Source organism: Agrococcus sp. AC640b (assembly GCF_979255995.1).
This window is the reverse complement of sequence record NZ_CEEDMM010000023.1, coordinates 17,570-44,190: the sequence shown is the minus strand read 5'-3', so window position 1 is coordinate 44,190 and position 26,621 is coordinate 17,570. Positions and strand designations below refer to the sequence as shown.

General features: G+C 73.2%; 25 protein-coding genes. 6 read left to right on the top strand and 19 right to left on the bottom strand.

Annotated features, from left to right (window positions below; translation table 11 throughout):
• Nucleotides 1-323 precede the first annotated feature (323 nt).
• From ACZ6H8_RS10745 to purS, 4 genes are all read right to left on the bottom strand, one after another.
• Nucleotides 324-776 carry a DIP1984 family protein gene (locus ACZ6H8_RS10745; RefSeq protein WP_464146812.1) on the bottom strand — a complete coding sequence of 151 codons (453 nt, stop codon included), beginning with the start codon at nt 774-776 and terminating at the stop codon, nt 324-326.
• Nucleotides 777-838: 62 nt separating this feature from the next.
• On the bottom strand, nt 839-2,419 hold the full coding sequence (locus tag ACZ6H8_RS10740) for an AMP-binding protein (RefSeq protein ID WP_464146811.1): 1,581 nt from the start codon (nt 2,417-2,419) through the stop codon (nt 839-841).
• A 132-nt stretch (nt 2,420-2,551) separates the two neighbouring features.
• A complete protein-coding gene (purQ, locus tag ACZ6H8_RS10735; protein WP_464146810.1) occupies nt 2,552-3,244 on the bottom strand; it encodes a phosphoribosylformylglycinamidine synthase subunit PurQ in 693 nt (230 codons plus the stop codon).
• Nucleotides 3,241-3,495, bottom strand: a complete 255-nt coding sequence (gene purS / locus ACZ6H8_RS10730) for a phosphoribosylformylglycinamidine synthase subunit PurS (protein ID WP_464146809.1) — start codon at nt 3,493-3,495, stop codon at nt 3,241-3,243. Before purS ends, purQ begins: the two co-directional genes overlap by 4 nt.
• Nucleotides 3,496-3,688: 193 nt before the next feature.
• Here purS and ypfJ point away from each other — a divergent pair, with 193 nt between their 5' ends.
• Nucleotides 3,689-4,591: a KPN_02809 family neutral zinc metallopeptidase gene (gene ypfJ / locus ACZ6H8_RS10725; RefSeq protein ID WP_464146808.1), complete on the top strand. Its 903-nt coding sequence runs from the start codon at nt 3,689-3,691 to the stop codon at nt 4,589-4,591.
• Nucleotides 4,592-4,690: 99 nt separating this feature from the next.
• On the opposite strand, the gene ACZ6H8_RS10720 is transcribed toward ypfJ, so the two are convergent.
• Together ACZ6H8_RS10720 and purD are read right to left on the bottom strand one after the other, a co-directional pair.
• The gene (locus tag ACZ6H8_RS10720; RefSeq protein ID WP_464146807.1) at nt 4,691-5,593 is read right to left on the bottom strand and encodes a phosphoribosylaminoimidazolesuccinocarboxamide synthase; all 903 of its coding nucleotides are present in this window, start codon (nt 5,591-5,593) and stop codon (nt 4,691-4,693) included.
• Nucleotides 5,590-6,864: a phosphoribosylamine--glycine ligase gene (purD, locus tag ACZ6H8_RS10715; RefSeq protein WP_464146806.1), complete on the bottom strand. Its 1,275-nt coding sequence runs from the start codon at nt 6,862-6,864 to the stop codon at nt 5,590-5,592. Before purD ends, ACZ6H8_RS10720 begins: the two co-directional genes overlap by 4 nt.
• Nucleotides 6,865-6,968: 104 nt before the next feature.
• Between purD and ACZ6H8_RS10710 the strand changes: the two genes are divergently transcribed.
• Nucleotides 6,969-7,328, top strand: a complete 360-nt coding sequence (locus ACZ6H8_RS10710) for a sterol carrier family protein (RefSeq protein ID WP_464146805.1) — start codon at nt 6,969-6,971, stop codon at nt 7,326-7,328.
• A gap of 141 nt (nt 7,329-7,469) precedes the next feature.
• Here ACZ6H8_RS10710 and ACZ6H8_RS10705 read toward each other — a convergent pair whose 3' ends face one another.
• Complete coding sequence (locus ACZ6H8_RS10705; RefSeq protein WP_464146804.1) at nt 7,470-8,795, bottom strand: uracil-xanthine permease family protein; 1,326 nt, start codon at nt 8,793-8,795, stop codon at nt 7,470-7,472.
• A 199-nt stretch (nt 8,796-8,994) separates the two neighbouring features.
• Here ACZ6H8_RS10705 and ACZ6H8_RS10700 point away from each other — a divergent pair, with 199 nt between their 5' ends.
• Nucleotides 8,995-9,894, top strand: a complete 900-nt coding sequence (locus ACZ6H8_RS10700; RefSeq protein ID WP_464146803.1) for a hypothetical protein — start codon at nt 8,995-8,997, stop codon at nt 9,892-9,894.
• A 52-nt stretch (nt 9,895-9,946) separates the two neighbouring features.
• Complete coding sequence (locus ACZ6H8_RS10695) at nt 9,947-10,456, top strand: hypothetical protein (protein ID WP_464146802.1); 510 nt, start codon at nt 9,947-9,949, stop codon at nt 10,454-10,456.
• A 62-nt stretch (nt 10,457-10,518) separates the two neighbouring features.
• Here ACZ6H8_RS10695 and ACZ6H8_RS10690 read toward each other — a convergent pair whose 3' ends face one another.
• From ACZ6H8_RS10690 to ACZ6H8_RS10660, 7 genes are all read right to left on the bottom strand, one after another.
• Nucleotides 10,519-11,784: an MFS transporter gene (locus ACZ6H8_RS10690; RefSeq protein ID WP_464146801.1), complete on the bottom strand. Its 1,266-nt coding sequence runs from the start codon at nt 11,782-11,784 to the stop codon at nt 10,519-10,521.
• A gap of 22 nt (nt 11,785-11,806) precedes the next feature.
• Nucleotides 11,807-12,601 carry a hypothetical protein gene (locus tag ACZ6H8_RS10685; protein WP_464146800.1) on the bottom strand — a complete coding sequence of 265 codons (795 nt, stop codon included), beginning with the start codon at nt 12,599-12,601 and terminating at the stop codon, nt 11,807-11,809.
• Nucleotides 12,598-13,650, bottom strand: coding sequence for a SagB/ThcOx family dehydrogenase (locus ACZ6H8_RS10680; protein WP_464146799.1), 1,053 nt, complete (start codon nt 13,648-13,650; stop codon nt 12,598-12,600). Before ACZ6H8_RS10680 ends, ACZ6H8_RS10685 begins: the two co-directional genes overlap by 4 nt.
• A gap of 19 nt (nt 13,651-13,669) precedes the next feature.
• Nucleotides 13,670-14,167, bottom strand: coding sequence for a hypothetical protein (locus ACZ6H8_RS10675; RefSeq protein ID WP_464146798.1), 498 nt, complete (start codon nt 14,165-14,167; stop codon nt 13,670-13,672).
• The gene (locus ACZ6H8_RS10670; RefSeq protein ID WP_464146797.1) at nt 14,157-15,983 is read right to left on the bottom strand and encodes a hypothetical protein; all 1,827 of its coding nucleotides are present in this window, start codon (nt 15,981-15,983) and stop codon (nt 14,157-14,159) included. The genes ACZ6H8_RS10675 and ACZ6H8_RS10670 overlap by 11 nt, the downstream gene beginning before the upstream one ends.
• Before the next feature lie 43 nt (nt 15,984-16,026).
• Nucleotides 16,027-16,227, bottom strand: coding sequence for a hypothetical protein (locus tag ACZ6H8_RS10665; protein WP_464146796.1), 201 nt, complete (start codon nt 16,225-16,227; stop codon nt 16,027-16,029).
• 75 nt (nt 16,228-16,302) lie between these two features.
• Nucleotides 16,303-17,307 (bottom strand): LLM class flavin-dependent oxidoreductase, encoded by a 1,005-nt coding sequence (locus ACZ6H8_RS10660; protein ID WP_464146795.1) that lies wholly within the window; start codon nt 17,305-17,307, stop codon nt 16,303-16,305.
• A 147-nt stretch (nt 17,308-17,454) separates the two neighbouring features.
• On the opposite strand from ACZ6H8_RS10660, the gene ACZ6H8_RS10655 reads away from it, so the two are divergent.
• Complete coding sequence (locus ACZ6H8_RS10655; protein ID WP_464146794.1) at nt 17,455-19,962, top strand: DEAD/DEAH box helicase; 2,508 nt, start codon at nt 17,455-17,457, stop codon at nt 19,960-19,962.
• Nucleotides 19,963-20,212: 250 nt separating this feature from the next.
• Nucleotides 20,213-20,656, top strand: a complete 444-nt coding sequence (locus tag ACZ6H8_RS10650) for a nitroreductase family deazaflavin-dependent oxidoreductase (RefSeq protein WP_464146793.1) — start codon at nt 20,213-20,215, stop codon at nt 20,654-20,656.
• A gap of 90 nt (nt 20,657-20,746) precedes the next feature.
• Here ACZ6H8_RS10650 and ACZ6H8_RS10645 read toward each other — a convergent pair whose 3' ends face one another.
• From ACZ6H8_RS10645 to ACZ6H8_RS10625, 5 genes are all read right to left on the bottom strand, one after another.
• A complete protein-coding gene (locus tag ACZ6H8_RS10645) occupies nt 20,747-22,048 on the bottom strand; it encodes a M18 family aminopeptidase (protein WP_464146791.1) in 1,302 nt (433 codons plus the stop codon).
• A 20-nt stretch (nt 22,049-22,068) separates the two neighbouring features.
• Complete coding sequence (locus tag ACZ6H8_RS10640; RefSeq protein WP_464146790.1) at nt 22,069-22,470, bottom strand: DUF3054 domain-containing protein; 402 nt, start codon at nt 22,468-22,470, stop codon at nt 22,069-22,071.
• Nucleotides 22,471-22,475: 5 nt separating this feature from the next.
• Complete coding sequence (gene purF, locus ACZ6H8_RS10635; protein ID WP_464146788.1) at nt 22,476-23,930, bottom strand: amidophosphoribosyltransferase; 1,455 nt, start codon at nt 23,928-23,930, stop codon at nt 22,476-22,478.
• A gap of 88 nt (nt 23,931-24,018) precedes the next feature.
• A complete protein-coding gene (locus tag ACZ6H8_RS10630; protein ID WP_464146787.1) occupies nt 24,019-24,327 on the bottom strand; it encodes a sigma-70 family RNA polymerase sigma factor in 309 nt (102 codons plus the stop codon).
• A 72-nt stretch (nt 24,328-24,399) separates the two neighbouring features.
• A complete protein-coding gene (locus ACZ6H8_RS10625) occupies nt 24,400-26,493 on the bottom strand; it encodes a RecQ family ATP-dependent DNA helicase (protein WP_464146786.1) in 2,094 nt (697 codons plus the stop codon).
• Between the last annotated feature and the right edge of the window lie 128 nt (nt 26,494-26,621).

Here is a 26,621-nt window from a genome sequence, read left to right as displayed (position 1 = left end):
CCACCCTCCGGCCGCCCCACCCTCCGCGCGTGTGCGTTCTGCAGGCGATCAGGGCGGTCTGAGGGGTATCTTCCCTCGACCACCCCGGATCGCCTGCGAAACGCAACAGGAGGGTGCTGACGAGGTCCCCGATCCCGCCCTCGCCGCGAGGGTCGGCACGTGGTGGTGATGCGTGCGCCGTGACGCGGTCTCCCGCGGTGCGCGTGTGCGGCGTGCCGGGCGAAGGATCCTCAGCGGATGCGTCGGCCCGTCGACGCTGCGAGCCTGCCATTGCCCCGGCAGGCGTGGGGTTCGTGCCCGCTCCGTTCGCGGCTACCGACTCGTCAGCGCAGCTGGGTCGTCCAGTTCACCTCCTGGATCCGCAGGTCGAGCTCGCGCAACGCCTTCGCGACCCGGTCGGCGGCGGCGTGCAGGCTCGCGACGTCGGTCGTGGGCAGCAGGCGCAGCTCGGCCCCGCGCATGCGGTCGGCGTGCGGCGTCGAGGCATCGGCGAGGCGCGTGAGCACACGGTGCCGGTGCCGCAGCGTGTCGCGACGCGCGAGCGCGGCGGTGAGCGGCACGCCGTCGACGTCGGTCGCGGCGTTCGTGAGGTTGATGCGCACGACGAGCGTCTCGAGCTCGGCGAGCACGGCCTCGTGCTCGGCGAGCAGCGCGGTCGGGTCGTCGACGGGCGCCGTGCCCTCCTGCGTCAGCGCGGCGCGGGAGGCGCGCTGCGCGAGCGCGTCGGCGCGCGTCGCGAGGTCGGCGCGGTGGCTGAGGGCTGCTGCGAGACGCATGGCTCGACGCTACCGCCGCGTGCTGGGCGTCGGCCCGAGCACGCGTCGGCAAGGTCGGGGCGTCACGCCGAGGGCGTGAGGTCCTTCCGCAGGATCTTGCCGGATGCCGACTTCGGGATCGCCTCGACGTACTCGACCCGGCGCACCTTCTTGTACGGCGCGACGCGCTCGGCGACCCACGCCATGAGGGCGTCCGCATCCTGCTCCGCACACGGAGCCGGCACGACGAACGCCATCGGGTCCTCGTCGCCGTCGTCGGTGCGCACGCCGATCACGGCGACGTCGGCGACGGCGGGATGCGTCAGCAGCAGCGCCTCGAGCTCGGCGGGCGGCACCTGGTAGCCCTTGTGCTTGATGAGCTCCTTCAGCCTGTCGACGATGTGCACGTTGCCCGCGGCGTCGTACGCGGCCACGTCGCCGGTGCGCAGGAAGCCGTCGTCGCGCAGCGTCTCGGCCGTCGCCGCCGGTGCATCCAGGTAGCCGAGCATCACCTGCGGGCCCCGCACCCACAGCTCGCCGGAGGCAGACAGCCCCTCGCCGGTGGGCGGCTCGATCGTGTCGCCGGTCTCGATGTCGACGATGCGATCCTCCGATCCGCCCACGACGGTGCCGACGGATCCCAGCGGCGTCGACGCGCTCTCGCCACGCACGTAGACGTGGCTGACGGGGCTCAGCTCGGTCATGCCGTAGCCCTGCAGCATCTCGATGCCGAGCCGCTCGGCGACTGCGGAGCCGAGGCGCTCGTCGAGCGGCGCCGCACCCGACAGCGCGGTGCGCAGCGACGACAGGTCGTACTCGCCCACGAGCGGATGCTTCGCGAGCGCCACCGCGATGGGAGGCGCGATGAACGCGAACGAGACCCGCTGGTCCTGGATGATGCGCAGGAACTCGGCGAGGTCGAAGCGCGGCATCGTCACGAGGGTGCCGCGCGCGCGCAGCGCGAGGTTCAGCAGCACCGTCATGCCGTAGATGTGGAAGAAGGGCAGCACCGCCAGCACGCGCTCGCCGCGGTCGAGCTGGATGAGCGGCTCGCATTGCGCGACGTTCGCCACGAGGTTGCGGTGCGACAGCATGACGCCCTTGGGGTTGCCGGTCGTGCCCGACGAGTACGGCATGACGGCCACGTGCGTCGCGGGGTCGATGGCGACGTCGGGGGCCGCGTGCCCCGCGGCGAGCAGCTCGGCGAGCGACGGGTGCCCGTCGAGGCCGTCGAGCACGACGATGCGGTCGTCGCCGATGCCCACGGCGCGGGCGGCCTCGAGCGACTGCGGCGCCAGCGGCGACACCGTCACGTGCGCGACCGCGCCGGATGCCCGCAGCTGCTTCTCGATCTCGCCCGCCGTGTACAGCGCGTTGACGGTCGTCGCCGTGGCGCCCGCGCGCAGGATGCCGTGGAACGCGATGGCGAAGGCGGGCACGTTGGGGCAGTGGAGGCCCACGACGTCGCCGGGTCGCACGCCCATGGCCGCGAGCGCGCCCGCGAACGCCTCCGCGCGGCCGACGAGCTCGCCGTACGTGGTCACGGCGCCGGATGTGCCGTCGATGAGGGCGGGCAGCGCCTTGTCGTCGTCGGTGAGGTCGCCGAACAGGGCCGTCCAGATGTCGGCGTCGGCGATGTCGGGCTCGGGGCGGGTGCTGCGCATGGCGTCTCCTGACCGGGCGACGTCGTCGTCGAGCCCGTGGCGGCAGCCTAGGCCGCGACCCTGGGGTGCGTCACCCGCTTGCTCGGGCGTGCCGCATCGCCGCGCACGCCGCGGGCGGCGCACGACGGCGCGTCAGGCGGCGACGGACTCCAGCGCGAGCGCGAAGATCGTGAGGCCGTCGACGCCCGAGCGCATGCGCGTCGACGTGTCGGGACCGAAGCCCAGCTCGACCGCGTGCTCGGGATGCGGCATGAGTCCCACGACGTTGCCTGCGGCGTTCGAGACGCCCGCGATGTCGTCCATGGAGCCGTTCGGGTTGCGACCCGCGTAGCGGAACGCAACGAGGCCCTCGCCCTCGATGCGCTCGAGCTCGGCCTTCGTCGCCACGTACCGGCCTTCGCCGTTCTTCAGCGGGATGACGATCTCCTGACCGCCTGCGAACCCGTTCGTCCACGCCGTCGACGTGCGCTCGACCGTGAGTCGCTGGTCGCGACGCACGAAGAGGCCGGACGCGTTGCGCACGAGCCCGCCGGGCAGCAGCCGCGCCTCGGCGAGCATCTGGAAGCCGTTGCAGATGCCGAGCACGGGCACGCCACGGTTCGCGGCATCCACGACCTCGGTCATGATCGGCGACAGCGCGGCGATCGCGCCGCAGCGCAGGTAGTCGCCGTACGAGAAGCCGCCGGGCAGCACGATCGCGTCGACGCCCTGCAGGTCGTGGTCGCGGTGCCACAGCGCCACCGGCTCGTGGCCGGCGAGGCGCACGGCCCGCTGCGCGTCGCGGTCGTCGAGCGTCCCCGGGAAGGTGACGACGCCGACCTTCACGCCTGCTCCTCCACGTGGATGCCCACGACGTCCTCGATGACGGTGTTCGCGAGCACGTCCTCGGCGACGGTGCGCACCTGCGCGAGCAGCGCGTCGGTCACCTCGCCGTCGACGGTGAGCTCGAAGCGCTTGCCGATGCGCACCTGGCCGACGGCCTCGTGGCCGAGTCGGGCGAGCGCACGGGTGACCGCCTTGCCCTGAGGGTCGAGGATCTCGGCCTTCGGCATGACGTCGACGACGATGAGGGGCATGGGCTTCGACTCCTCGCGGGGTGGGGTGCTGCCCAGTCTACCGACGTCGGATGCCTGCGGATGCGGCGGGCCGCGCCCGCTCGCGTGCACGAGGTGACGCTGAGCGGGACGTCGAGGGCGCATTCCCCTCGGGGTGCCGCTCAGCGTCACCTCGCGCACGCTCTCGTACGGATGCGCGGGCTACGCTGCCGCCATGACGTTCCGTGGCGATGCGCAGTTCGACACGACCAGGGTGCGTCGCCGCGGTGGCGGCGGTGCACGCGGCGGCGCGATCGCGGTCGGCGGCGGCGGTCTCATCGCCGTCGTGCTGTTCCTCGTGTCGACGTTCCTGAACATCGACCTCACGGGGCTCGGCAGCGCCATCCAGCAGGATCCCTCTGCCGGAGGCGGCAGCGACACGGAGGTCGTCGGCTGCTCGGGCGACGACGCGAACGACCCCGCGAACTACGAGTGCCGCATGGAGGGCGGGGCGGACTCGCTCTCGGCCTACTGGACGACCGTGTTCGCGCAGAACTCCCTCGACTACCGCGAGCCGACGGTCGTGCTCTACGACGGGCAGGTGGCGACGGCGTGCGGCAACGCCTCGAGCGCCGTCGGCCCGTTCTACTGCCCTGGCGACGAGCAGGTCTACATCGACACCACGTTCTTCGACACCATGCGCACGCAGTTCGGCGCGTCGGGCGGCTCGCTGGCGCAGCTGTACGTGCTGGGGCACGAGTGGGGTCACCACATCCAGCAGCTCACGGGCGACCTGCAGCGGGTGGACGCGCAGGACACGGGTCCGTCTGGCTCTGCGGTGCGCAGCGAGCTGCAGGCCGACTGCTACGCGGGGGCGTGGATCGCGGCAGCGTCGACGCAGGCGGATCAGGACGGCGGCGAGCCCGTGCTGGTCGCGCCGACGCAGGCGGAGCTGGACGATGCGCTGAACGCGGCCGCGGTGATCGGCGACGACAGCCTGCAGCAGCAGTCGGGGCAGGGCGTGAACCCGGACTCGTGGACGCACGGCTCGAGCCAGCAGCGGCAGACGTGGTTCGCGAACGGCTACAGCCAGGGCGTCTCGGCGTGCGCGGACGTGTGGCAGGTGCCCACGCCGTAGCGGCTGCGCATCCTGTTGCGAGGTGCGCTTGCTGCACCCAGGTGCGGTTGCACGCGCACCTGAGCGCAGGAAGCGCACCTCGCAACGGGAGGCAGCGCCTCAGGCGACGAGGCGCTGCAGCAGCTCGGCGTAGCGGGCGGCCGTGCGCTCGACGATCGCCGCGGGCAGCACGGGCGGCACGCTCTCGCGATCCCACCGGCCGGCGGCTGCCTCGGCCAGCAGCCAGTCGCGCACGATCTGCTTGTCGAACGACTCGACGCGGCCCGCATCCAAGGCGTCCGCATCCCAGTAGCGCGACGAGTCGGGCGTCAGCACCTCGTCGGCGAGCACGATGGCGCCCGAGGCGTCGCGGCCGAACTCGAGCTTCGTGTCGGCGAGCACGAGCCCCTTCGACGCCGCGATCGCCGCACCGCGCGCGTAGATCTCGAGCGACCGCGACCGCAGCGTCTCGGCCGCCTCGGCACCGACGAGCTCGATCACGCGCGAGAACGCGATGTTCTCGTCGTGCTGCCCCTTCGGCGCCTTCCACGCGGGCGTGAAGATCGGCGTGGGCAGCTCGTCGCCGTCCTGCAGGCCGGCAGGCAGCGCGACGCCGGAGATCGCACCCGTCTCGCGGTACTCGACGAGCCCGGATCCGGTGATGCGTCCGCGCACGACGCACTCGACAGGGAGCATGTCGAGGGCACGCACGAGCAGCGCGCGACCCGCGACGGCCTCGGGGATGCGGGCGAGCGCGTCGCCGCCGGGGCCGTGGTCGCCGGCGAGCTGCGCCTCGTCGCCGAGCGTGCGCAGCCACCACGTCGTCATCGACGTCAGCGTCGTGCCCTTGCCCGGGATGGGCGGCTCGAGCGCGTGGTCGAAGGCCGAGACCCGGTCGGACGCGACCATGAGGATCGCCTCCGCCGTCTCGAGCGTCGACCCCGCCGGCACGTGCAGGTCGCGCACCTTGCCCTGGTAGGCGAGCTCGTATCCGGGCAGCGCCGCCTGGGGGTCGGCGGTCACTGGGCGTCCGCGGCGGCCTGGGCGATGTCGGTGCGATGCTGCGCACCCTCGAGGCGGATGCCGTCGACGCCCGCGTACGCGCGTCGGCGTGCCTCGGCGAGCGTTGCGCCCGTGCCCACGACCGACAGCACTCGGCCGCCGGTGGCGACGAAGCCGTGCTCCTCGCTGACGACCGTGGCGGCGTGCAGCACGGCGACGCCCTCGAGCGCGTCGGCGTCGGCGATGCCGGCGATGGGGCGGCCGGTCTGCGGCTCGTCGGGGTAGCCCTCGCTCGCGACGACGACGGTGACGGCTGCCGTGCCGCCGAACTCCAGCGGCGGCACGTCGGCGAGCGTGCCCGTCGCTGCCGCCAGCAGCGCGGCGCCGAACGGCGACGAGAGGCGCGCGAGCACGACCTGCGTCTCGGGGTCGCCGAAGCGGGCGTTGAACTCGATGACCGTGATGCCCGCATCCGTCACGATGAGGCCGCAGTACAGCAGGCCCACGAACGGCGTGCCCTCGGCGCGCATCGCGTCGATCGTGGGCTGCGCGATCGTGGCGACGACCTCGTCGACGAACGCCTGCTCGCCGCCGAAGCGGGCGTCGAGCCACGGCAGCGGCGAGTACGCTCCCATGCCGCCGGTGTTCGGGCCGCCGTCGCCATCGAGCAGGCGCTTGAAGTCCTGCGCGGGCGCGAGCGGGCGCACCGTCGTGCCGTCGGACAGCAGGAACAGGCTGACCTCGGGGCCCGAGAGGAACTCCTCGATGAGCACGGGGCCCTGCGTGAGCCAGTAGCGGGCGTGCTCGTCGGCGGCGGCGCGGTCGTCGGTGACGATGACGCCCTTGCCTGCTGCGAGGCCGTCGGCCTTCACGACGTACGGGGCGCCGACGGCGTCGAGCGCCGCAGCCGCCTGCTCGACGGTCTCGGCGCGCGCGACGGATCCCGTGGGCACGTTCGCGGCATCCATGATGCGCTTCGCGAACGCCTTCGAGCCCTCGAGCTGCGCTGCCGCTCCGGACGGGCCGAAGACGGCGATGCCTGCAGCGCGAACGGCGTCGGCGACGCCGGCGACGAGCGGGGCCTCGGGGCCGATGACGACGAGCTCGACGTCGAGCTCGGTCGCGAGCCGCGCGACGAGGTCGCCGTCGTTCTGGTCGACGCGCACGGTCTCGACGATCCGAGCGATGCCGGCGTTGCCTGGTGCGGCGACGACCGTGTGATCGCCGTCGCGCAGCAGCGCGGTGATGATGGCGTGCTCGCGCGCGCCGGAGCCGAGGACGAGGATGCGCACCAGGTCATCCTACGAGCGCCGGCCCTGGCAGGGTGCCGACGGATCGCGTGGCAGGGCTCGGAGGCTGGCGAGCGCGCGTCGCCTGCCGGCGGTAGCGTCGCTGCGTGGCCGTGAAGCGCATCCCCGATCTCGCAGGGCTCGACGCCGTGCGGGCGGCGCTCGCCGACGACGCGAGCCGTGCCGACCGCGCGACGGCCGTGCGGTACACGCTGCAGTGCCTCGCCGATCGGGCGCCGGGCAGGAGCGTGGAGGTGCGGGTGCCGCCGTTCGGTGCCGTGCAGGCCGTCGAGGGCCCCGGTCATACGCGGGGCACGCCGCCGAACGTCATCGAGACCGACACGGCGACATGGCTGGCGCTCGCGACGGGCGCGTCGTCGTGGCAGGAGGCCGTCGCGTCTGGCACGGTGCGCGCATCGGGCGTGCGTGCGACGCTCGAGGGCTGGCTGCCGCTCGTGCGCCCCTGACTCGTCTGGCGCGACGCGCCGTCTCCGCACCGAACGCTCCGCGCCGACTCGCCGCGCGCGATGGGGCAGGAGCTGCGACGGATCCGGCCGGATCGTCGCGACTCCTGCCCACGCAGACGACGGAAGCGACCGGTGGGGTGGTCAGCGTCGCGGGTCGGCGGGCGCATCGCCCACCGTCGTCGCGGGCGGCGGCTGCAGTCCGTCGGCGACCTCGTCGCCGCCGCGCAGCCGCTCGAGCGCAGCCATGAGGTGGTAGATCACCAGGGTCGCGACGGTGCCGAGCAGGATGCCGCCGAGCGTCACCTCGCCCGCGTTGAGCGTGAAGTCGGCGATCGCGACGATGAGGCCGACGCCCGCCGAGAACTGGTTGCGGGGGCGCGAGAAGTCGACGCGGTGCTCGATCCAGATGCGCACGCCGATGATGCCGATGAGGCCGTACAGCGCCGTCGTGACGCCTCCGATCACGCCAGGCGGCGTCGCGGCGATGACGGCGCCCACCTTCGGCGACAGCGACAGCAGGATCGCGGTGATCGCGGCGATCCAGTAGGCAGCGGTCGAGAACACGCGCGTCGCGCTCATCACGCCGATGTTCTCGCCGTACGTCGTGGTCGCGGAGCCGCCGAACAGACCAGCGAGCACCGTCGCCGCGCCGTCGGCGATGAGCGCACGACCCGCGACGGGGTCGAGGTCGCGGTGGATGAGCTGGCCGACGCCGCGCACATGGCCGACGTTCTCGGCGATGAGGGGCAGCACGATGGGCACGAACATGAGCAGCAGCGGCCACTGGGCGAGGTCGATCGCCGGCGTCTGGAACGTGGGCAGGCCGATCCATGCCGCCTCGCCGACCGCCGACGTGTCGACCTGGCCGAGCGCGAGCGACAGGACGTAGCCCACGACGACGCCGATGAGGATCGACAGGCGCGCGACGATGCCGCGGAACGCGACGGCGACGACGATGATCGCGAGCAGCGTGATGGCCGCGACGCCCGGCGCCTGCAGGAACGAGTCGCGCGCTGCGGGTGCGAGGTTGAAGCCGATGAGGGCGACGATCGTGCCGGAGACGACCGGCGGCATGAGCACGGTGAGCCAGCGCGTGCCCGCGACCTGCACGACGAGGCCGACGAGCGCCAGCAGCGCTCCCGTCAGCACGACGCCGGCGAGCGCGAGCCCGGGGCCGCCAGCGCTGGATGCGGCGACGACGGGCGCGATGAACGCGAACGACGAGCCGAGGTAGCTCGGCAGCCGGTTGCCGGTGACGAGCAGGAACAGGATCGTGCCGATGCCGGAGAACAGCAGCGTCGTCGACGGCGGGAAGCCCGTGAGGGTCGGCACGAGGAACGTCGCGCCGAACATCGCGACGACGTGCTGCATGCCGATGCCGATGGTGCGCGGCCACGACAGGCGCTGCTCGGGGAGGACGATGTCGTGGATGCCGCGTTCGGCGCGTGCTGTCCAGGGAAGAGGCATGCTCGGGGTCCTTCGTGCTGTGGAGAGCGCGCAGCCGTTCGGGGCGGGGCCGGCGCCTCCGCGATGCTAGCGGCGGGGCACGATGGCGCACGTCGGCACGGGGCAGGCCGCCCGCGCACGCCCTCCCCGCACGCCCGCCGCGCGCCGCCGGTGCGCCGACTCCTAGGCGACGCTCGGTCCGCTGTGCTTCAGTGGGCACATGACCTCGACCGCACAGCAGCAGCGCCGCCCGAACGGTCCCGCCGCGATCGCGGGCATCGTCCTCTTCGTCGTCGGCATCATCCTGCTGCTCAACGGCATCCCGCCGCTGTTCGGCACCATCGGCCAGTTCGCCGGCTACTCGGCGGTCATGGGCCCCGAGCGGGCGTTCGAGACCCTCCTGCCGTTCGCGGTCGTGCCGCTCGTGCTCTCGATCGCGGGCGCCGTGATGGTGCGCGTCGGGTTCGGGCTGCTGCGCAGGCAGGGCACGAAGGGTGCGCAGTGGGCGCGTTCCGAGTGGCAGGAGCGGCAGCCGGAGGTGCAGCAGCGGTTCCAGTCGGCGCGTGACCAGCTGCAGGCGCAGGGTGCGTCGGTGTGGGAGCAGACGCAGCGTGCGCAGCAGGGTGTGCGGGAGCAGGCGCAGGCACGCGCCGTCGCCAACGCCCCTGCGTGGGCGCCGACCTCGGGCGGGCAGCAGCAGCGCCAGGGATGGCCGGGGCAGCCCGGTCAGCAGGGGCAGCAGCAGCGCCCGCTGCAGCCGCAGCAGCAGCGCAGGCAGCCCCCGCCGCCGCAGCCTGGACAGCGGCAGCAGCAGCCGCCGCGCGGGTCGTCGACGCTCGAGCGCATGCAGCAGCGCATCGCGGATGCCGCGACCGCCACCGACCGTGCGCGCGACGTCGCGTCGGCACGGCACGAGCAGCAGGCCGCTGCGCTGCAGCAGCGTGCGGAGCGCGCCGCATCCCACGTCGTCCCCCAGTACGCAGAGCCGGGCATCTCGTTCGGCTCCCCGGAGCTCGTGGGCAACCGGCGCGCGTCGAGCATCCTCGCGTCGTCGTCGCTGCGCTCGACGTCGCTGAGCCGCACGTCGCTGTCGCTCGACTCGCTGCGCCTGCGCCGCTGACGCCCGCGTCGCCGATTCGCCGCGGATGCGGCGCGGGTGGGATGCTGGAGGCGTGACCTCCCGCCCCGACGACGACGCCGACCCGCGCGTCGACGGCGCGCCCGAGACCTCCGCGGTCGGTGGGGCCGCGAGCGACGGGCCTCGCGTCCCGGCCTCCGACGACGCCGACGCCGACGCACCGGCGAGCAGCGACGCGTCGGCGCCCGCCGAGGAGGAGCCAGGCGGCGTCGAGCAGTCCGAGCCGCATCCGGTCACGATCGAGCGCGACGACGTCGAGGTGCAGGCGCGCCTCGTGCCGCGCTACGGCCGCTTCATGGTCCTCGGGGCCATCGTGGGCGTCGTGGGCGGATGGGCGTGGTCGCGACTGGGCTCGTCGGGTCCGCTGCTCGGGGTCGGCCCCGTCATCGACACGTCCGCCATGGTGCCGTTCCTCATCGCGGTCGGCGCGCTCGCAGGCGTCGTGCTGGGCGCCGTGCTCGCCATCGTGCTCGATCGTCTCGTGGGTCGCCGCAGGCGCACCCTCACCGCCGAGCGCACGCGTCACCGCCGCGACGTCGACTGATCCCGCGCCAGGGGCGACTCGGCGGCAGCCGGTGACGCCAGGTGCTCGGCGCCCCAGCCGACTCATGCCTCCTCGTCGTGCCATGCCTCCGGCGTGCCGAGCGTGCGGACCGAGCGCATCGCGCACGCGAGCACCGTCGCGAATGCGGCGAGCGCCGCGGCGGCGGCGAGCGCGATCGTGACGTGGCCGCCGGCGACGACGAGCCCTGCGACCAACGGTGCGAACGCGACGGAGCCGAGCGATGCGAGGCTCAGCAGCGACATGACCCGCCCTTGCAGCTCCGGGGGCGTGCGCCAGGCTGCGTAGCCCTGCAGCACCGTCGTGACGATCGGCACGACGAGGCCGATGATGAACAGCCAGACGAACATCGTGGCCAGCTGCGGGAGCCACGCGGCGAGCCCCAGCGCCATCGCGATGATCGCCAGCGAGCCCACGATGACCCTGCCCCCCGCGATGCGTGCGACGATCGGGCCCGCCGCGACCGCGCCGATGAGCACGGCGACCGCTGCGACCACGAACAGCAGCGACAGCTGCACCGGTGGCACGCCCGACGCCGCGAAGTGGATCGTCGCGACCTGCAGCAGGAGGCCGACGGCGAAGTTCACGAGGAGCACGAGCACGGCGACCGAGCGCAGCAGGCCATCGGTCATGACGAAGGCCCAGCCGTCGCGAAGGTCGCGCCCGAGTCGTCGCGCCGCGGCCGCTCGGACTGCGGGGCCCGCCACCGCCTCCGTGCGCTGCACGGTGAGATCCGCGCGGATGACCCACGTGCAGCCGAGCAGGATCGCCGCGAGTCCCGCCGCCGCCCAGAAGGGGGCTCCGGCGGCGATCCCGAACAGGAAGCCGCCCACCGGCGGGCCGGCGAGCTCGACGAGCGCCTCGCGCGACTGGATGACCGCCTGCGCCCGCGGCAGCGACGATCGGGGCACGATCGACCGCAACGCGGCATTGTCTGCGGTGCCGAAGAGGCCGCGCGCGACGCCGGCGGCGGCAGCGACGATCACGAACACGACGGGGCTCAGCGCCCCCACCGCCGCGAGCGCGCCGCACGAGCCCCACAGGAGCAGCCGCAGGCCGGAGCCCCACCGCATGCACGTCCTCCGGTCGATGCGGTCGACGAGCACGCCGCCGATGAGCACGAGACCCGCGAACCCGAGCGAGTACGCCGTCCCCGCGAGGCCGGCGAGCGTGCTCGACCCCGAGATGTGCAGCGCCAGCAGGGGGATCGCGAGCGTCACGACCGAGCCGCCGAGCGAGTCGGCGCTCGTGCCGACCACCCAGGCTCGGAAGTCCCGCACGCGCCACGGCGATGCCTGCGCCTCCATCATTCGTCCTCCTGTCGATCGTGGGCTACCACGGGATCCAGCCCGATGCGGGGCAGCGATGCTCGCCGTCGTGGTCGGTGGCGTGCGGCGTCCACATCTCGGTCACCCAGCCCAGGTCGGCCACCCGGTGCCGTCGCCGCCGAGGCTCGTCGTGCGGTGGCGGCGCGACGGGGTCGATGGCGCGTTCGAGCCACTCGGCGAGGGCGTCGAGGCTGCGTTCGAGCCTCGGGACGCGAGCCACCTGGAGCCGCTCGGCCGCAATGAGCATGAGGTGCTCGCGGATCGCCGACGACATCCGGTCCGCGGGGTCCGACGCATCCGCGTCGGAGTACAGCACGCCGGGGCGATCCTCGCTCTCGGACACGAGGGCGAGCCACTCGGTCCGCCACGGATGCACGAGCATGCGGAAGCGGCGGCGCGTGCGTCGCTCGACCTCCACGAGCGCTCCTGGCGGCGGCACGACGGACGCGGCCGCCAGGCCGTGCCAGAGCTCGTGCCTGGCGCGCCGCGCCTGCAGCTCTCGTCGAGCGCGGTCGTCGGCATCCGACGGCGTGAACGCGAAGGCCGACGCGTGACGGCCGGCGTGGATGCCGGCCTCGAGCTCGGGCACGCGCTCCTGCCAGGCGCGCCAGACGGTGCGGCGCTCGATCGTCTCGCCGAGCGAGCGCGAGATCGACGTCGACTCGTCGAAGTCGAATGCCGACCCGGCCGCGGCTCCGCCTGCGTCGCTCGAGATCGACAGCCAGCCTCCGGCGAAGCCGTAGGTCGCAGACCACAGCCCGAGGGCGCTCGCGGTGGACTCGTCGAGATGGTCGGTCATGCCGACGCCTCGCGCAGGCGTTCGACCGTGGAGGGTCCGTCCGGGATGCCGCAGAAGAATGCGAACCCCGGGATCTCGTCTGCGGCGAGTCCGAGCGCCTCCGACAGCGGATCGGCGCGGATCGCGCCGGTCGGCACGCCCGCGAGGCCGGCTGCGGTCAGGGAGAGGCCGTACATCTGCAGCGCGGCTCCCAGGTCGGCCCATGCGAGCCGGTACGCCGCCGGGGATCGGTACTTCCACGTGAAGAGCGTCAGGTCGGACACGAGGATCACGACGAAGGCGCACTCCAGGGCGAAGCCCTGCTCGTAGGTCCAGTGGTCGAGCACGGATCGCGCCGGCGCGTCGCCGACGCGCGCGAGCGTGCCGTCGTCGTCGCGGAACTGCCAGGCTCCCGGCTCGTAGCCCTCCACGTCGTGGATGATGACCAGCGGCCAGACCTCGTGCCGACTGCCGCCGGACATGAACGCCTTGTGCGGCAGCGGCGCACCGAGTCCGGGGTCGGCCACGCCGATCTGCCCGAACGTGCGCAGGAGGGCGTACTCGAAGGCCGGCCGCGAGACCTGCCGCCCGGCGAAGTCGCGATGGGTGCGTCGACGGTCGACGACGTCGTCGAACGCCGGCGCGCCGAGCGGCGCGGCGACGGGTGCCGTCGGAGGCGTGCGCTCGAGTCGCACGAGCGGCGCGGTCGCGGCGGGGCGTCGCCTGGGGATGACACGCTCGTCGGCGCGTTCGGTGCGCAGGTGCAGCGCGAGGTCGTTCGTGAAGGTCGACGCGTTCGCAGCGCGGTGGTAGAGCTCGACCACACGGCCGAGCCGCTCCTGCCAGGTCGGTCGGCTGCCGGTGGGCTCATGGCGTCCCAGGGTCGCTCGGACGCCGTCGAAGAGTGCCGTCGCCGATCGTTCGACGAGCGTCCGACCGTGCTCGTCGGATGCGGTGAACCACGCGACGAGGCGGAGCGCCGCTGCGCGGGACATCGAGATGCGGGCACCTGCGTCGTTCTCGACCTCGACGCGACCGTCGGGGTCCATCGAGAGGCTGATGAGTCTCATGGTCGGCGTCCTCCGTCGTTCATGCGAAGCCTCCTTCGTCGTCGGCGTGGTGCCGCAGCAGCGCGATGCCGTGCTCGATGGCATCCCGGTACCGTCCGGGCTGCAGCGCACGCACGCTCGTGCTCGCTGCTGCGAGGTGCTCGGCCGCCCGCGCGCGATCGCCGAGTCGCACGCGCTCCTCCGCGACGCTGAGATGGGCCGACGCGAGCGACTTCGCCAGCAGCGTCCGCTCGAGGGCGACGACCGTCGCCGACTCGAGCGCATGCTCGACGATGCGGACGCTCGTCTCGTCGAGCGCGAGGGCGATGCGGTGATCCTCCTGGGCGTCGGCAGCCAGGTGCAGCGCGATGACCGCGAGCCAGGGAGCCTCGACGTGCAGCCGGGCGCGCTCGATGGCGATGCGCACCCAGAGGTCGGGGCGATCGCGCGGCAGCGCGTCGAGCGCGCGCAGGAGCGCCTGCCGATCGCGCTCGAGGCGCGGCGCCTCGCGCGCGAGGTCGATCGCGTCATCGAGCATGGCTGCTCGCATCGCTCGCGCGGGAGGGCCGCGTGCGCAGGAGTGCGACCGCGACGCGGCGCAGGAGATCCGGCCACGTGGTCGCACGATCGAGCTCGGACTGCAGCTGGGCGAGGGCGACCGCCACGTCGAGCAGCCCTCGAGCGTCGTCGTCCGGCGGCGCGGGGGAGGGGTGGAGCAGGGCCGAGCGCAGCTCGGGCGCCGCCATGAGTCCGCGCCACAGCGTGCCTGCGCTCGGGAGTCCAGCGTCTCGGAGCGTGCGGGCGACGTGGTCGAGCTCGGCGGGCGAGGCCGTCGCGCACCGGGCGACGGACACCAGGAGCGCCGCCTGGTCGAGGTCGTCGCGGCCGCACGCGGCGAGCTCGGACGCGAGCCGATCGCGGAGGTCGGGCTCGGCATCGACGGGATGCGTGGCCAGCACGGCGCGCAGCGTCACGGCGTGCTCGGCGTGGTCCGTGCGCGCGACGAGCTCGGGCGCGTGCGGCGCGGACACCACCGTCGACCTGGTGACGACCGAGCGCGCGTCCACGACGAGGCTCGTCGGCCCGTGATGAACCGAGGCCGCGGCCCACGGCGTGCGCAGGTCGGACGCGCTCGTGGCGAGGAGGCCGCACGGAGCGGCCGCGGGGGCGGGAGGGCCTTCGTGCGAGCTCCAGGTGACGGTCTCGACGTGGTGGGGCTCGCCTGCCGCCCAGGCATCGCGCAGCGCGCTCGGCGGGGCCTCGACGACCAGGCGCACGCGGGACTCGCGCACGACGGTGTCGACGATCGTCTCCTCGTCGCGACGACGATCGGCCACGAAGCCCCGGTCGGTGCGAGCCTGGCGGATGGCGACGAGCCCGCCGTCGGCCACGACGTCGCACGCGGCGAGCACCTCCTGCCTCGTGCACCCCGGCTCGAGCACGCGCCGCCGCCGTCCGATGGCGACCTCGCCGATCGTGGATGGCTCGTGCAGCGCCTGCGGACCTGCCAGGTCTCCGCTCGAGAGCGCGCGGTGCAGCGCGAGCCGCACGCGATCCTGGTCCTCGATCCAGCCGAGGAGCCATGCTGGCCAGCCTCTGAGGTTGGCGGCCACCGGCAGGAGCACGCGCATCGGGAGCCCCGATCGCGCGTCGTACGCTCGGATGCTCGTGGATCCGGCGTCCCAGCCGAACGCGAGCGGAGGCGGGGGCCCTCCCGCGACGTGGATGCGCAGGGCCTGCGCGCCCAGCGCGCCGCGCACCTCCTCCAGCCGCTCGCGGACCCGCCGGCGCATCGGCCAGTCTCCGGACGGCAGGACGGCGAGGTATCCCCACCGTCCGCCGATCCTGGTCCCGAGGTGCTCGACGAGCGTCGACCGGTGCGCGGCCTCGTCGGTGGCATCGCAGCCGAGGAGCGTGCTCAGCCACGGGCGCACGCCCATCAGCCGCCAGCCCGCACCTGCGGACTCCAGCTCGAGGTCCGCGAGCAGATGCTCGGTCGGGGCCGGGTGCGCTCGAGCGCCCGTGGCGTGGTTCGGGGGCTCGAGGTCGTCGGTGGCGAGGTGCGTCGCAGCGAACCCGCGAGGGACGATCCTGGCGATGCGGCGGTGGAGGTCCGAGATCGGACGCGGCGGGTGCGTGCGTGCGACGGCATCGATCAGGGTCCGTGCGACGCCGGCGGCGTCGGGCAGATCGAGGACCGACGACGTGACGTACCCGCGACGTGGCGTGGTCCTCGTGGCGCGACGCAGCTGCTGTCGCCGATGCGAGTGGCCGGCGGCGACGCCGTCGCGGAGCGCGGCCGTCGCCTCCTCGACGCAGGAGCGAACGACGCACCCGACGGGCACTGCATCCATCGCGGGAGTCCGGAAGGCTCGTCGGGTGCGTCTGGCGATCGCGTCAGTTCATGCAGAGGCCGCAGAGCGTGACGGTCAGCGCGTTCTGCGGCAGGTTCTCGCGGTCGACGGTGAAGTCGGCGTCGCTGAGCGGCTCGAGGTTCGCGAGCCTGTCGAGCTCGGTCAGGCTCGAGAGCGCCGAGAGCTCCCGGAGCGCCTTGAGGTCTGCCAGGGACTGTGCGGTGCGTGCGATGGTGGTCGACATAGGTACCTCTCTCCACTGAGCCACGACCCGGTCGAGCCGCGGTGGTGATGAGGATATGCTCATGTTTTCGACATGTCAACGATCTTCGGAGCGCTGCAGAGCGAGCACGTCGAGGACGGCCTCCAGATCGCGCAGCGCCGCGACGGGCCCCTGCTGCGTCGCGGTGCCCGTCATGTTGACCACGACCTCGTCCACGCCCGCCCGCCAGTAGCCCTCGATCGCCGACGCCAGCCGTGCGGGATCGCCGACGTGGAAGGCCCCGTGCTCGACGAGCATGCTGGCGTCGTGCTGCGAGCCGTCTCCGCGGATCTCGATGCCGCAGGAGCGCAGCATGGCGCCGTAGTGCGGGGAGCGCAGATGGCCGCCTGCCGCTGCCCGGACGGTCTCGAGGTCGATCGCGTCGCCACGGGCGACGGCCATGCCGACGATGCTCGTCACGCGAGGAGCGTGCCGTGCCGCGGTCTGCGCACCGAGCGCGATCGAAGGCATCAGGGTCTCGCGGACGTGCGCGAGCGGCGTGAGCCACGTGACGGCGCGATCGGCCACCCGGCCGGCGGCTCCCGCCATCCGACGCTGGAGCGTGCCGATCGCGACCTCGACGCGTGCGCGGTGCGCATGGTCGACCCAGCCGTGCGTCGCATGCACCTCGCCGCGGACGTCGACCCGCTCGCCGTCGAGGAGCCTCCTGAGGGTCGCCGCGTACTCCTCGACCGCGAGCACCGCGTCGCGGTACGGCTCGCCGTGGCATGCGACCTGCAGGTCAGGGCTGCCCGCTCCGATGCCCAGGACCACGCGGTGCCCGGTGACGAGACCGAGCGAGATGGCGGACTGGGCGGCGTGCAGCGGATGCTGGAGGGGGATCGGGAGCACGCCGATGCCCAGCGGGGATCGGAAGCCCGCCCCAGCGCAGTAGGCCGCCGCGTGGAGCGCGTCGACGCCGCGACTGTAGCCCTGCCAGAGGGTGTGCGCGATGCTCGCGTCGACCAGCGCGGCGAACGGGATGCCGTGCTCGGGATCCTGCGGGATCAGCGGCAGCAGGATCGAGACCCGTCGCGGTGCCGTCTCGTCGGTCGTGGTCACGTCGCTCCCATCGTCATGACGGCTCGGTGCCGCGCGGCGAAGGGTAGTCGGAGGGTGGCGCCAGGGCGGCGAGCGGCATCGCGGCATGTGGACGACGCGCTCGATCGCCCAGCGCCCGACGGCTCGAGTGCGGGAGGATCGTCCTCGATGACCCTCCTCGAGCACGCCCCGAAGCCCTGGGACGCCGACGCAGCGTTCGACGCGTTCGCGACCTGGGCCGACGGCCGCGGGCTCCGCCTCTACCCGGCGCAGGAGGAGGCGCTCATCGAGATCGTCAGCGGCGCGAACGTCATCCTCTCCACCCCCACGGGCACGGGGAAGTCGCTCGTCGCGATCGGCGCGCACTTCGCTGCGATCGCGCAGGGCCGCCGCACGTACTACACGGCACCCATCAAGGCCCTCGTGAGCGAGAAGTTCTTCGCGCTCGTCGACGTCTTCGGCGCAGAGCAGGTCGGCATGGTCACGGGCGACTCGTCGGTGAACCCCGACGCGCCGATCATCTGCTGCACGGCCGAGATCCTCGCGAACATCGCACTGCGGCACGGCTCGGATGCGAACGTCGGCCAGGTCGTCATGGACGAGTTCCACTTCTACGCCGACCCGCAGCGCGGATGGGCGTGGCAGGTGCCGTTGCTGACGCTGCCGCAGGCGCAGTTCGTGCTCATGTCGGCGACGCTCGGCGACGTCACGCGCATCGCAGACGACCTCAGCGCTCGCACGGGCCGCGAGACCGCGCTCGTCACAGGCGTCGAACGCCCCGTGCCGCTGCACTACGAGTACGCCATGACGCCCGTGCACGAGACGATCGACGAGCTGCTGGCGACGCAACGCGCGCCGATCTACATCGTGCACTTCGCGCAGGCTGCCGCACTCGAGCGGGCGCAGGCGCTCACGTCGACGAAGGTCGTCAGTCGCGAGCAGCGGGACCGCATCGCGGACGCCATCGGAGACTTCCGCTTCACCACCCGCTTCGGGCAGACGCTGTCGCGGCTCGTGCGCAGCGGCATCGGCGTGCACCACGCAGGCATGCTGCCGAAGTACCGCAGGCTCGTCGAGCAGCTCGCGCAGCAGGGTCTGCTGCGCGTGATCTGCGGCACCGACACCCTCGGGGTGGGCATCAACGTGCCCATCCGCACCGTGCTGCTGACGGCGCTGACGAAGTTCGACGGGCAGCGGATGCGGCAGCTCACGGCCCGCGAGTTCCATCAGATCGCGGGCCGTGCTGGGCGGGCGGGCTACGACACGGCCGGCACGGTCGTCGCGCAGGCGCCCGAGCACGAGGCCGAGAACGCGAAGCAGCTCGCGAAGCTCGGCGACGACGTCAAGAAGCGGCGCAAGCTCGTGCGCAAGAAGGCGCCGGAGGGCTTCGTGTCGTGGGGCGAGCCGTCGTTCCTCAAGCTCATCGATGCCGAGCCCGAGCCGCTGCGATCGCAGATGCAGGTGAGCCACGCGATGATGCTGGGCATCATCGGCCGCGGTGGCGACGCATTCGCCGACATGCGCGACCTCATCCGCGCCTCCCACGGCACCCGCCTCGAGCAGCTCGCGCTCGCTCGGCGGGCGCTCGCGATCTACCGCACGCTGCGCCTGGCGGGGATCGTCGAGCAGACCCCGAACCCCGACGATCCGGGCGGTCACCCCCGCATCCGGCTCACGGTCGACCTGCCGCCGCAGTTCGCCCTCAACCAGCCGCTCTCGCCGTTCGCGCTCGAGGTCATCGACGTGCTCGACCCCGACTCGCCCACGCATCACCTCGACGTCGTGTCGGTCATCGAGGCGACGCTCGACGACCCGCGCCCGATCCTGTCGCAGCAGCAGTTCCTCGCGCGCGGCGAGGCCGTGGCCGCGATGAAGGCCGAGGGCATCGAGTACGACCAGCGCATGGAGCTGCTCGAGGACGTCACGCATCCGAAGCCCCTCGAGGAGCTGCTCACGGAGGCGCTGCGCGTGTTCGCGTCGTCGCAGCCGTGGGTGCAGGATGCGGCGTTGTCGCCGAAGTCGGTCGTGCGCGACATGTGGGAGCGGGCCATGACGTTCGCCGAGTACACGCAGCACTACGGCCTGTCGCGGTCGGAGGGGCTCGTGCTGCGGTACCTGTCGGACGCGTATCGGGCCATCCGGCAGACCGTGCCTGAGGAGGCGAAGGGCGAGGAGCTGCAGGACCTCGTCGAGTGGCTCGGCAGCGTCGTGCGGCAGGTCGACTCGAGCCTGCTCGACGAGTGGGAGGAGCTCATGCATCCCACCGACGACGCAGGGGCGCCCATCGCGCCCCCTCCTCCGCCGTCGGTGGTGGCGAACCCGCGCGCGTTCCGCATCCTCGTGCGCAACGCCCTCTTCCGGCGCGTGCAGCTCGCGGCGCTCGACCGTGCCGACGAGCTCGGCGAGCTCGACGCGGCCGCCGGCTTCGGTGCGGAGGCGTGGGGTGCGGCGCTCGACGCGTACTTCGACGCCCACGATGCGATCGGCACGGGTGCGGATGCGCGGTCGGCGAGGATGCTCGACGTGGAGGAGAGCGCCCACGAGTGGCGGGTGCAGCAGATCCTGGCCGACCCCGCTGGCGACCACGACTGGCGCATCTGGGCGACGGTCGACCTGGACGCGTCGGCGGAGGCGGGCGAGGCGGTCGTGCGGGTGACGCGGGTCGGAGCCCTCTGACGCGGACGCGTCGGCGCCTCTCGCCGCGGTCGCCCGTCGCCCCCGCCGCGGCGTCGCGCTCGCGCGTCTCCCCATCCGCTCCGTGAGGTGCGAGCGAAGCGAGCCTCGAACGGGGTCGTCGTGCTCGCGCGTCTCCCCATCCGCTCCTTGAGGTGCGAGCGAAGCGAGCCTCGAACGGGGTCGCGCCCGGGGAATCAGCGCCGATCGCGCGCGTTGCACCGAAGAGGACATCGACGCGAGGGAGCACCGCATGCCGCTGCAGGGAGAGTACGCACCGAGCACGTCCGAGTGGGCGCGCACGCAGGCTGAGATCTACGAGGCGACGGACGGGCGGGAGGCGGGCACGCTGCGCGACAGCGGCCTGCCGGTCATCGTGCTCACGAGCGTCGGCGCGAAGAGCGGCATGCTGCGCAAGACGGCGCTCATGCGCGTCGAGCATGAGGGCGAGTACCTCGTCGTCGCCTCCCTCGGTGGCGCACCGAAGCATCCCGTCTGGTACTGGAACCTGACGAAGCACCCGCACGCAGAGCTGCAGGACGGCGCCGAGCGGCACGACTACGACGTGCGCGAGCTGACCGGCGAGGAGCGCGAGACGTGGTGGGCGCGCGCCGTCGAGGCGTTCCCGCCGTACGCGGAGTACCAGGAGAAGACCGATCGCGTCATCCCGGTGCTGCTGCTGACCCGCGCGGACTGACGCGCCCGCGTCGGGCGCTGGCGCTCCGCCACGATCGCAGCCGTTCGACCGCGCGTCGTAGGGCGGAGGGAGGCCGACGAGCCTCGCCCGTCAGCCGCGGTAGAAGGCCTCCGCGACGCGCGTGAGGCTCGCGAGGTCGGCGACGCCCGCGAGCTCGCGTGCCGAGTGCATCGACAGGATCGGGATGCCCACGTCGATCGTGCGGATGCCGAGGCGCGTCGCCGTGATGGGCCCGATCGTCGAGCCGCACGGCACCGTGTTGTTCGACACGAACTCCTGCACGGGCACGCCCGCCGCCTCGCTCCAGCCGCGCCACGCCGCCTCGCCCGCGCCGTCGGTCGCGTAGCGCTGGTTCGCGTTGATCTTCAGGATCGGGCCCGAGCCCAGCAGCGGCCGCACCACCGGGTCGTGCTTCTCGGGGTAGTTGGGGTGCACGGAGTGGCCGACGTCGCTCGAGACGCACCACGACGCCGCGAGCGCACGCATCCGCTCCTCCCTGGTCGCATCGAGGCCGAGACCGACGCGCTCGAGCACGTCGGCGAGGAACGGACCCGCAGCACCCGTGCGGGTCGCGGAGCCGATCTCCTCGTGGTCGAAGACGGCGAGCATCGGGATGCAGTCGGCGTCGACGCCGTCGGCGGCTGCGGCTGCGAGCGCGACGACGCCCGCGTGCACGCTCGCGAGGTCGTCGAGCCTTCCGGATGCGAAGAAGGCGTCGTCCTTGCCGAACACGGCGCCGCGCTGCGCATCCGCCACCGACAGGTCGTAGCCGCGCACGCGGGCGAGGTCGACGTCGGCCATGCCGGCGAGCTCGCCGACCAGGTCGGCCGAGGCGGGCTCGCCGAGCCCCCACACCGGCTGCGTGTGGGCCTGACGGTCGAGCGTGAGCCCGTCGTTCGCGGAGCGGTCGAGGTGGATCGCCAGCTGCGGCAGGCGCAGCAGGGGACCGGACTCGACGAGCACCTGCGACCCGTCGTCGAGCACGAGCCTGCCGGCGAGCCGCAGCTCGCGGTCGAGCCACGAGCTCAGCAGCGGACCGCCGTAGATCTCGACGCCCGCCTGCAGCCAACCGAGCCTGCCGGTCGTCGGCTGCGGCTTCAGCACGAAGCCAGGGGAGTCGGTGTGGGCGCCGAGGATGCGCACGGGCGTCGTCGCCGACGCCGACGCCGGCACGATCCACGCGATCGCCGCGCCGTCGCGCACGACGAGGTAGGCGCCGGGATCCGTGGGCCACGCGTCGCCCTCGTCGAGCCGTGCGAAGCCGACCGTCTCGAGTCGACGCGCGACCTCGGCGGCGGCGTGCAGCGCCGAGGGGGATGCGGCGACGAGGTCGGCGAGATCCTGAGCGTGGGCGATCGGATCGGCGGCTGCGGGCACGGGGAGGACCTCCATCGGTGGCGGGTCCTTCGAGGCTATCGCCGCTGCGCGGCCTCCTCGGCGGTGCGGCGCAGCACGCCGAGCATGTGGGCGACGACGCGCCATCCGACGAGCAGCAGCAGCAGCGTGAGGGTCGCGACGATGACGAACGCGATCGCGGTGCCGTCGCCCAGCAGCAGCCGGCCGGCCATGCCGCCGACGACGGTCACGACCCAGACGGGCACGCCCGTCCGCACCGGCGCGTGCGGCGCGCGCCACGCGAGCGACGCCAGCCATCCGACCGCGAGCGCCGCGAGGAACGGCAGCGCCGTCGCGCCGACGCCCGCGAGCGTGAACGACTCGTGGCTCGCGCGCCCGACGGCCGCGAAGAGCACCACCGAGGCGACGTCGATGGCGGCGGCGACCGCGAGCATGCGCGGCGAGGTCCGACGAGCCATGCGCGTCAGCTCAGCTGCGTGCGCTCCACCCACGAGAGGTACTCGTCGGTGACGGTGCCGGTGACGTACTCGCCGGTGAAGCACGACATGTCGAGGCCTTGGATGTCGGTGCCCTCGAGGATGGCGGCCTGCATGTCGGCCACCTCCTGGAACACCGTGTAGTCGGCGCCGAGCGCCTCGTTCACCTCGGGGATCGAGCGGCCGGCGGCGATGAGCTCGGCGCGCGAGGGCATGTTGATGCCGTACACGTGCGGGTAGCGCACCGGCGGCGCCGCCGACGTGAAGGTGACCTTGTTCGCGCCCGCCTGCCGCGTCATCTCGACGATCTCGCGGCTCGTCGTGCCGCGCACGATCGAGTCGTCGACGACGAGCACGTTCTTGCCGCGGAACTCGCTGGGCATCGCGTTGAGCTTCTGCCGCACCGACTTCTTGCGCTGCTCCTGCCCGGGCATGATGAACGTGCGGCCGACGTAGCGGTTCTTGTAGTAGCCCTCGCGGTACTCGATGCCGAGTCGACGCGCGACCTGCATCGCGGCCGGCCGTGCGGAGTCGGGGATGGGCATCACGACGTCGATGTCGCCCTTGGGCGTGAACTGCTCGATGGTCTTCGCGAGCTGGTCGCCGAGGCGCAGCCGGGCGTCGTACACGCCGATGCCGTTCATCGTCGAGTCGGGCCGGGCGAGGTAGACGTACTCGAACGAGCACGGCAGCAGCACGGGGCTCGGGTGGCACTGCTGCGCGACGAGCTCACCGTCGAGCGTGATGAACACGGCCTCGCCGGGCTCGACGTCGCGCACGACCTCGTAGCCGGACGCCTCGAGCACGAGCGACTCGGACGCGAGCACCCACTCCATGCGGGCTCCCGCCGGGCGGCGGCCGAGGATGAGGGGGCGGATGCCGTAGGGGTCGCGGAAGCCGAGCATGCCGTGCCCTGCGATGAGCGCGATCGCCGCGTACGAGCCCTCGACGCGCTCGTGCACGCGCCGCACGGCCGTGAACAGCTGCTCGGCGTCGAGTCCGGCACCGCTCACGAGCTGCTGCAGCTCGGAGCCGAGCACGTTGACGAGCATCTCGGTGTCGCTGCCGGTGTTGACGTGGCGCATGTCGAGCGTCTCGAGCTGCGCCGCGAGCTCGCGGGTGTTCGTGAGGTTGCCGTTGTGCACGAGCACGATGCCGTACGGGGCGTTGACGTAGAACGGCTGCGCCTCGAGCTCGTTCGACGCCTCGCCCTTCGTGGCGTAGCGCACGTGGCCGAGGCCGACCTGGCCGGGCAGCGAGCGCATGTCGCGCGTGCGGAACGCCTCGCGCACCTGCCCCTTCGCCTTGCGGATGTGGGCGTGCCGACCATCGATGGTGGCGATGCCGCAGGAGTCCTGGCCTCGGTGCTGGAGGAGCGCCAGCGCGTCGTAGACCTGCTGGTTGACGGGGCTGGTCGAGACCAGGCCGACGATGCCGCACACGGGAGGGTGGCTCCTGACGGTCAGAGCGAAGAAGGGCGACTCGAGCCTACTCCCCGCAGGGACCTCCTCGGCGCGCGCCGTCGGAGGCTCAGGACGCGGCGTCCGGCCGCAGCGCCGTCTCGAGGGCATGTGCGTACGCGAGCGCCCACGCGGACACCGAACGCTGCTGCGCACGCAGGCGTGGCGCGCGACGCCACGCCTCGACGAGCACGGCGACCGTGAGGGTCGAGGCGCGCTCGTCGTCGGCGACTGCGAGGAGCCGTGCGTAGATGCACGGCGTGAGGACGTCGTGCAGGCGCGCGAAGGCCGCTCGATCGCCGAGCGCGACGGCGTCCTCGATCGCTGCGAGCGTGGTCGCCTCGACCGTGCTGCTCGTGCGCTGCGCCTCGATCGTCATGATGCGTCCATCGTCCGGCACCTGGATGCCACCTGACGAGAACTTGACGGACGCCTGTCGCTGTGCTGTGGGTCAGACGCGCCGATGCACGAGCAGCGGCAGCACGTGCGTCGCGCCCGCGTCGCGCAGCTGCGCTGCGGCGATCGTGACGGGCCATTGCGATGCGGAGGCGTCGACGACGAGCAGCACGCACCTGCCGGCGACACCGCCCGGCACGCGGATGGATGCCTGCCAGGCCGCGGCCTCGTCTGCGGAGGTGAGGTCGCGGCTCGGGTGCGACTCGACGGTCGCGGCCGCGACGTCGAGCCGCCCGGCGGTCGCGATGCGGTCGGCGATGCCCGCTGCGAGCGCGCCGGCATCCGCCGCGGCGCGCAGCGAGACGACGACGTCGGGCCTCGCCTGCCACGTCGCGCGCCAGGCACCGAGCGTCGCGACGGCTGCGTCGCCGAGCTCGCCCAGCGCGGTCTCGTCGCCGGCGATGGCGGCACGCAGCGCATCCGCCCACTCGGGGGCGTCGGCGTGCACGATGACGCGGCCCGTCTCGGCGCGCCGCGCGTCGGCGATGCGGCCACGGCCGAGCGCGCCGCCCGGCCACATCTTGCGCGGCTCGAGCTCGTGCGCGCGGCCCCGCAGCGCGAGGCTCACGGCACGCACGGTGTCGGCGCTCGCCGACGGCGCGAGGCCGCTGGAGAGGGCGCCCGTGCACACCGAGCAGCGGCCGCACGGCGCGGCCGTCGGGTCGTCGAGCGACTCCTGCAGCAGCTGCATGAGACAGCGACGGCCGCGTGCGTAGTCGCGCATGATGTCGGCCTCACGGCGGCGCACGGCGACGACGCCGTCGTAGTGGGCGCGGTCGTACGTCCACGGCGTGCCGGTCGCCGACCATCCGTCTGCCGTGCGGGTCACGACGTCGTCGACCGCGAGCTGCTTGAGCATGAGCTCGACGCGCGTACGCCGCAGGCCCGTGCGCGCCTCGAGGTCGACGACCGACGCGGGCTCGGCGCCCAGCTCGGCGAGCAGGGTCTGCATCTGCTGCTCGTTCGGGATGGTCGCGGTCGCGAAGTAGTCCCACACGCCTGCATCCGACTCCGAGTGCAGCAGCACGACCTCGGCGTGCTCGATGCCTCGGCCGGCGCGGCCGACCTGCTGGTAGTAGGACACCGGCGAGGGTGGCGCGCCCACGTGCACGACGAAGCCGAGGTCGGGCTTGTCGTAGCCCATCCCGAGCGCGCTCGTGGCGACGAGCGCCTTCACGCGGTTCTGCAGCAGGTCGTCCTCGAGGCGCTCCCTCGCGGCTGGCTCGAGCTGCCCCGTGTACGCCTCGACGCGGATGGCGTCGCCGTGCACGGCCCGCACGGCCGTCGCGAGCCGTTCGGCGTCGGCGACGGTGAGCGCGTACACGATGCCGGAGCCGGGCAGCGTCGGCAGGTGGTCGACGACCCACGCGTACCGCTCGATGGGCGTGAGCGACGGCAGCACGTGCAGCGCGAGCGACGCGCGCGACAGCGGCCCGCGCAGCACGAGCGTCTCGGTGCCGCCGGTCGTGCCGAGCTGTGCCGCGACGTCGGCGGTGACGCGCTCGTTCGCCGTCGCGGTCGTGGCGAGCACGGGCGTCGCGGGCGCGAGGCGCTGCAGCACGTCGGAGACGCGGCGGTAGTCGGGACGGAAGTCGTGACCCCAGTCGGACACGGCGTGCGCCTCGTCGATCACGAGCAGCCCGAGGCGGTGCCCGATGGCGTCGAGCACGCGCGCCCCGAACCCGGGGTTCGCGAGTCGCTCTGGCGACACGAGCACGACGTCGATCTCGTCGTTCGCGAGCGCCCGCTCGATCTCGCGCCACTCGCCGACGTTCGACGAGTTGATGGCTGCGGCGACGAGCCCGCCGCGCTGGGCGGCCGCGACCTGGTTGCGCATGAGGGAGAGCAGCGGGCTCACGACGAGCGTCGGCCCGGCTCCCTGCGCGCGGCGGATGGCGGTCGCGACCCAGTACACGGCCGACTTGCCCCAGCCGGTGCGCTGCACGACGAGCACGCGCGCACCGTCGCCGGCGACGAGCGCGTCGACGGCGGTCTGCTGGTCGTCGCGCAGCGCGGCGCCCGGCCCCGCGAGCGTCTCGATCACGCGCTGCGCGACCGCCTGCTGCTGCACCATCTGCTCATCGACCACGCATCCACGCTAGGTGCATCCGCCCACGCGCCCGTCCGATCCGTTCCGAGGTGCGCTTCCTCCGCGCGAGGTGCGCTTCCCGTTGCGGGGTGCGCTTCCCGTTGCGGGGTGCGCTTCCCCAACTGAGG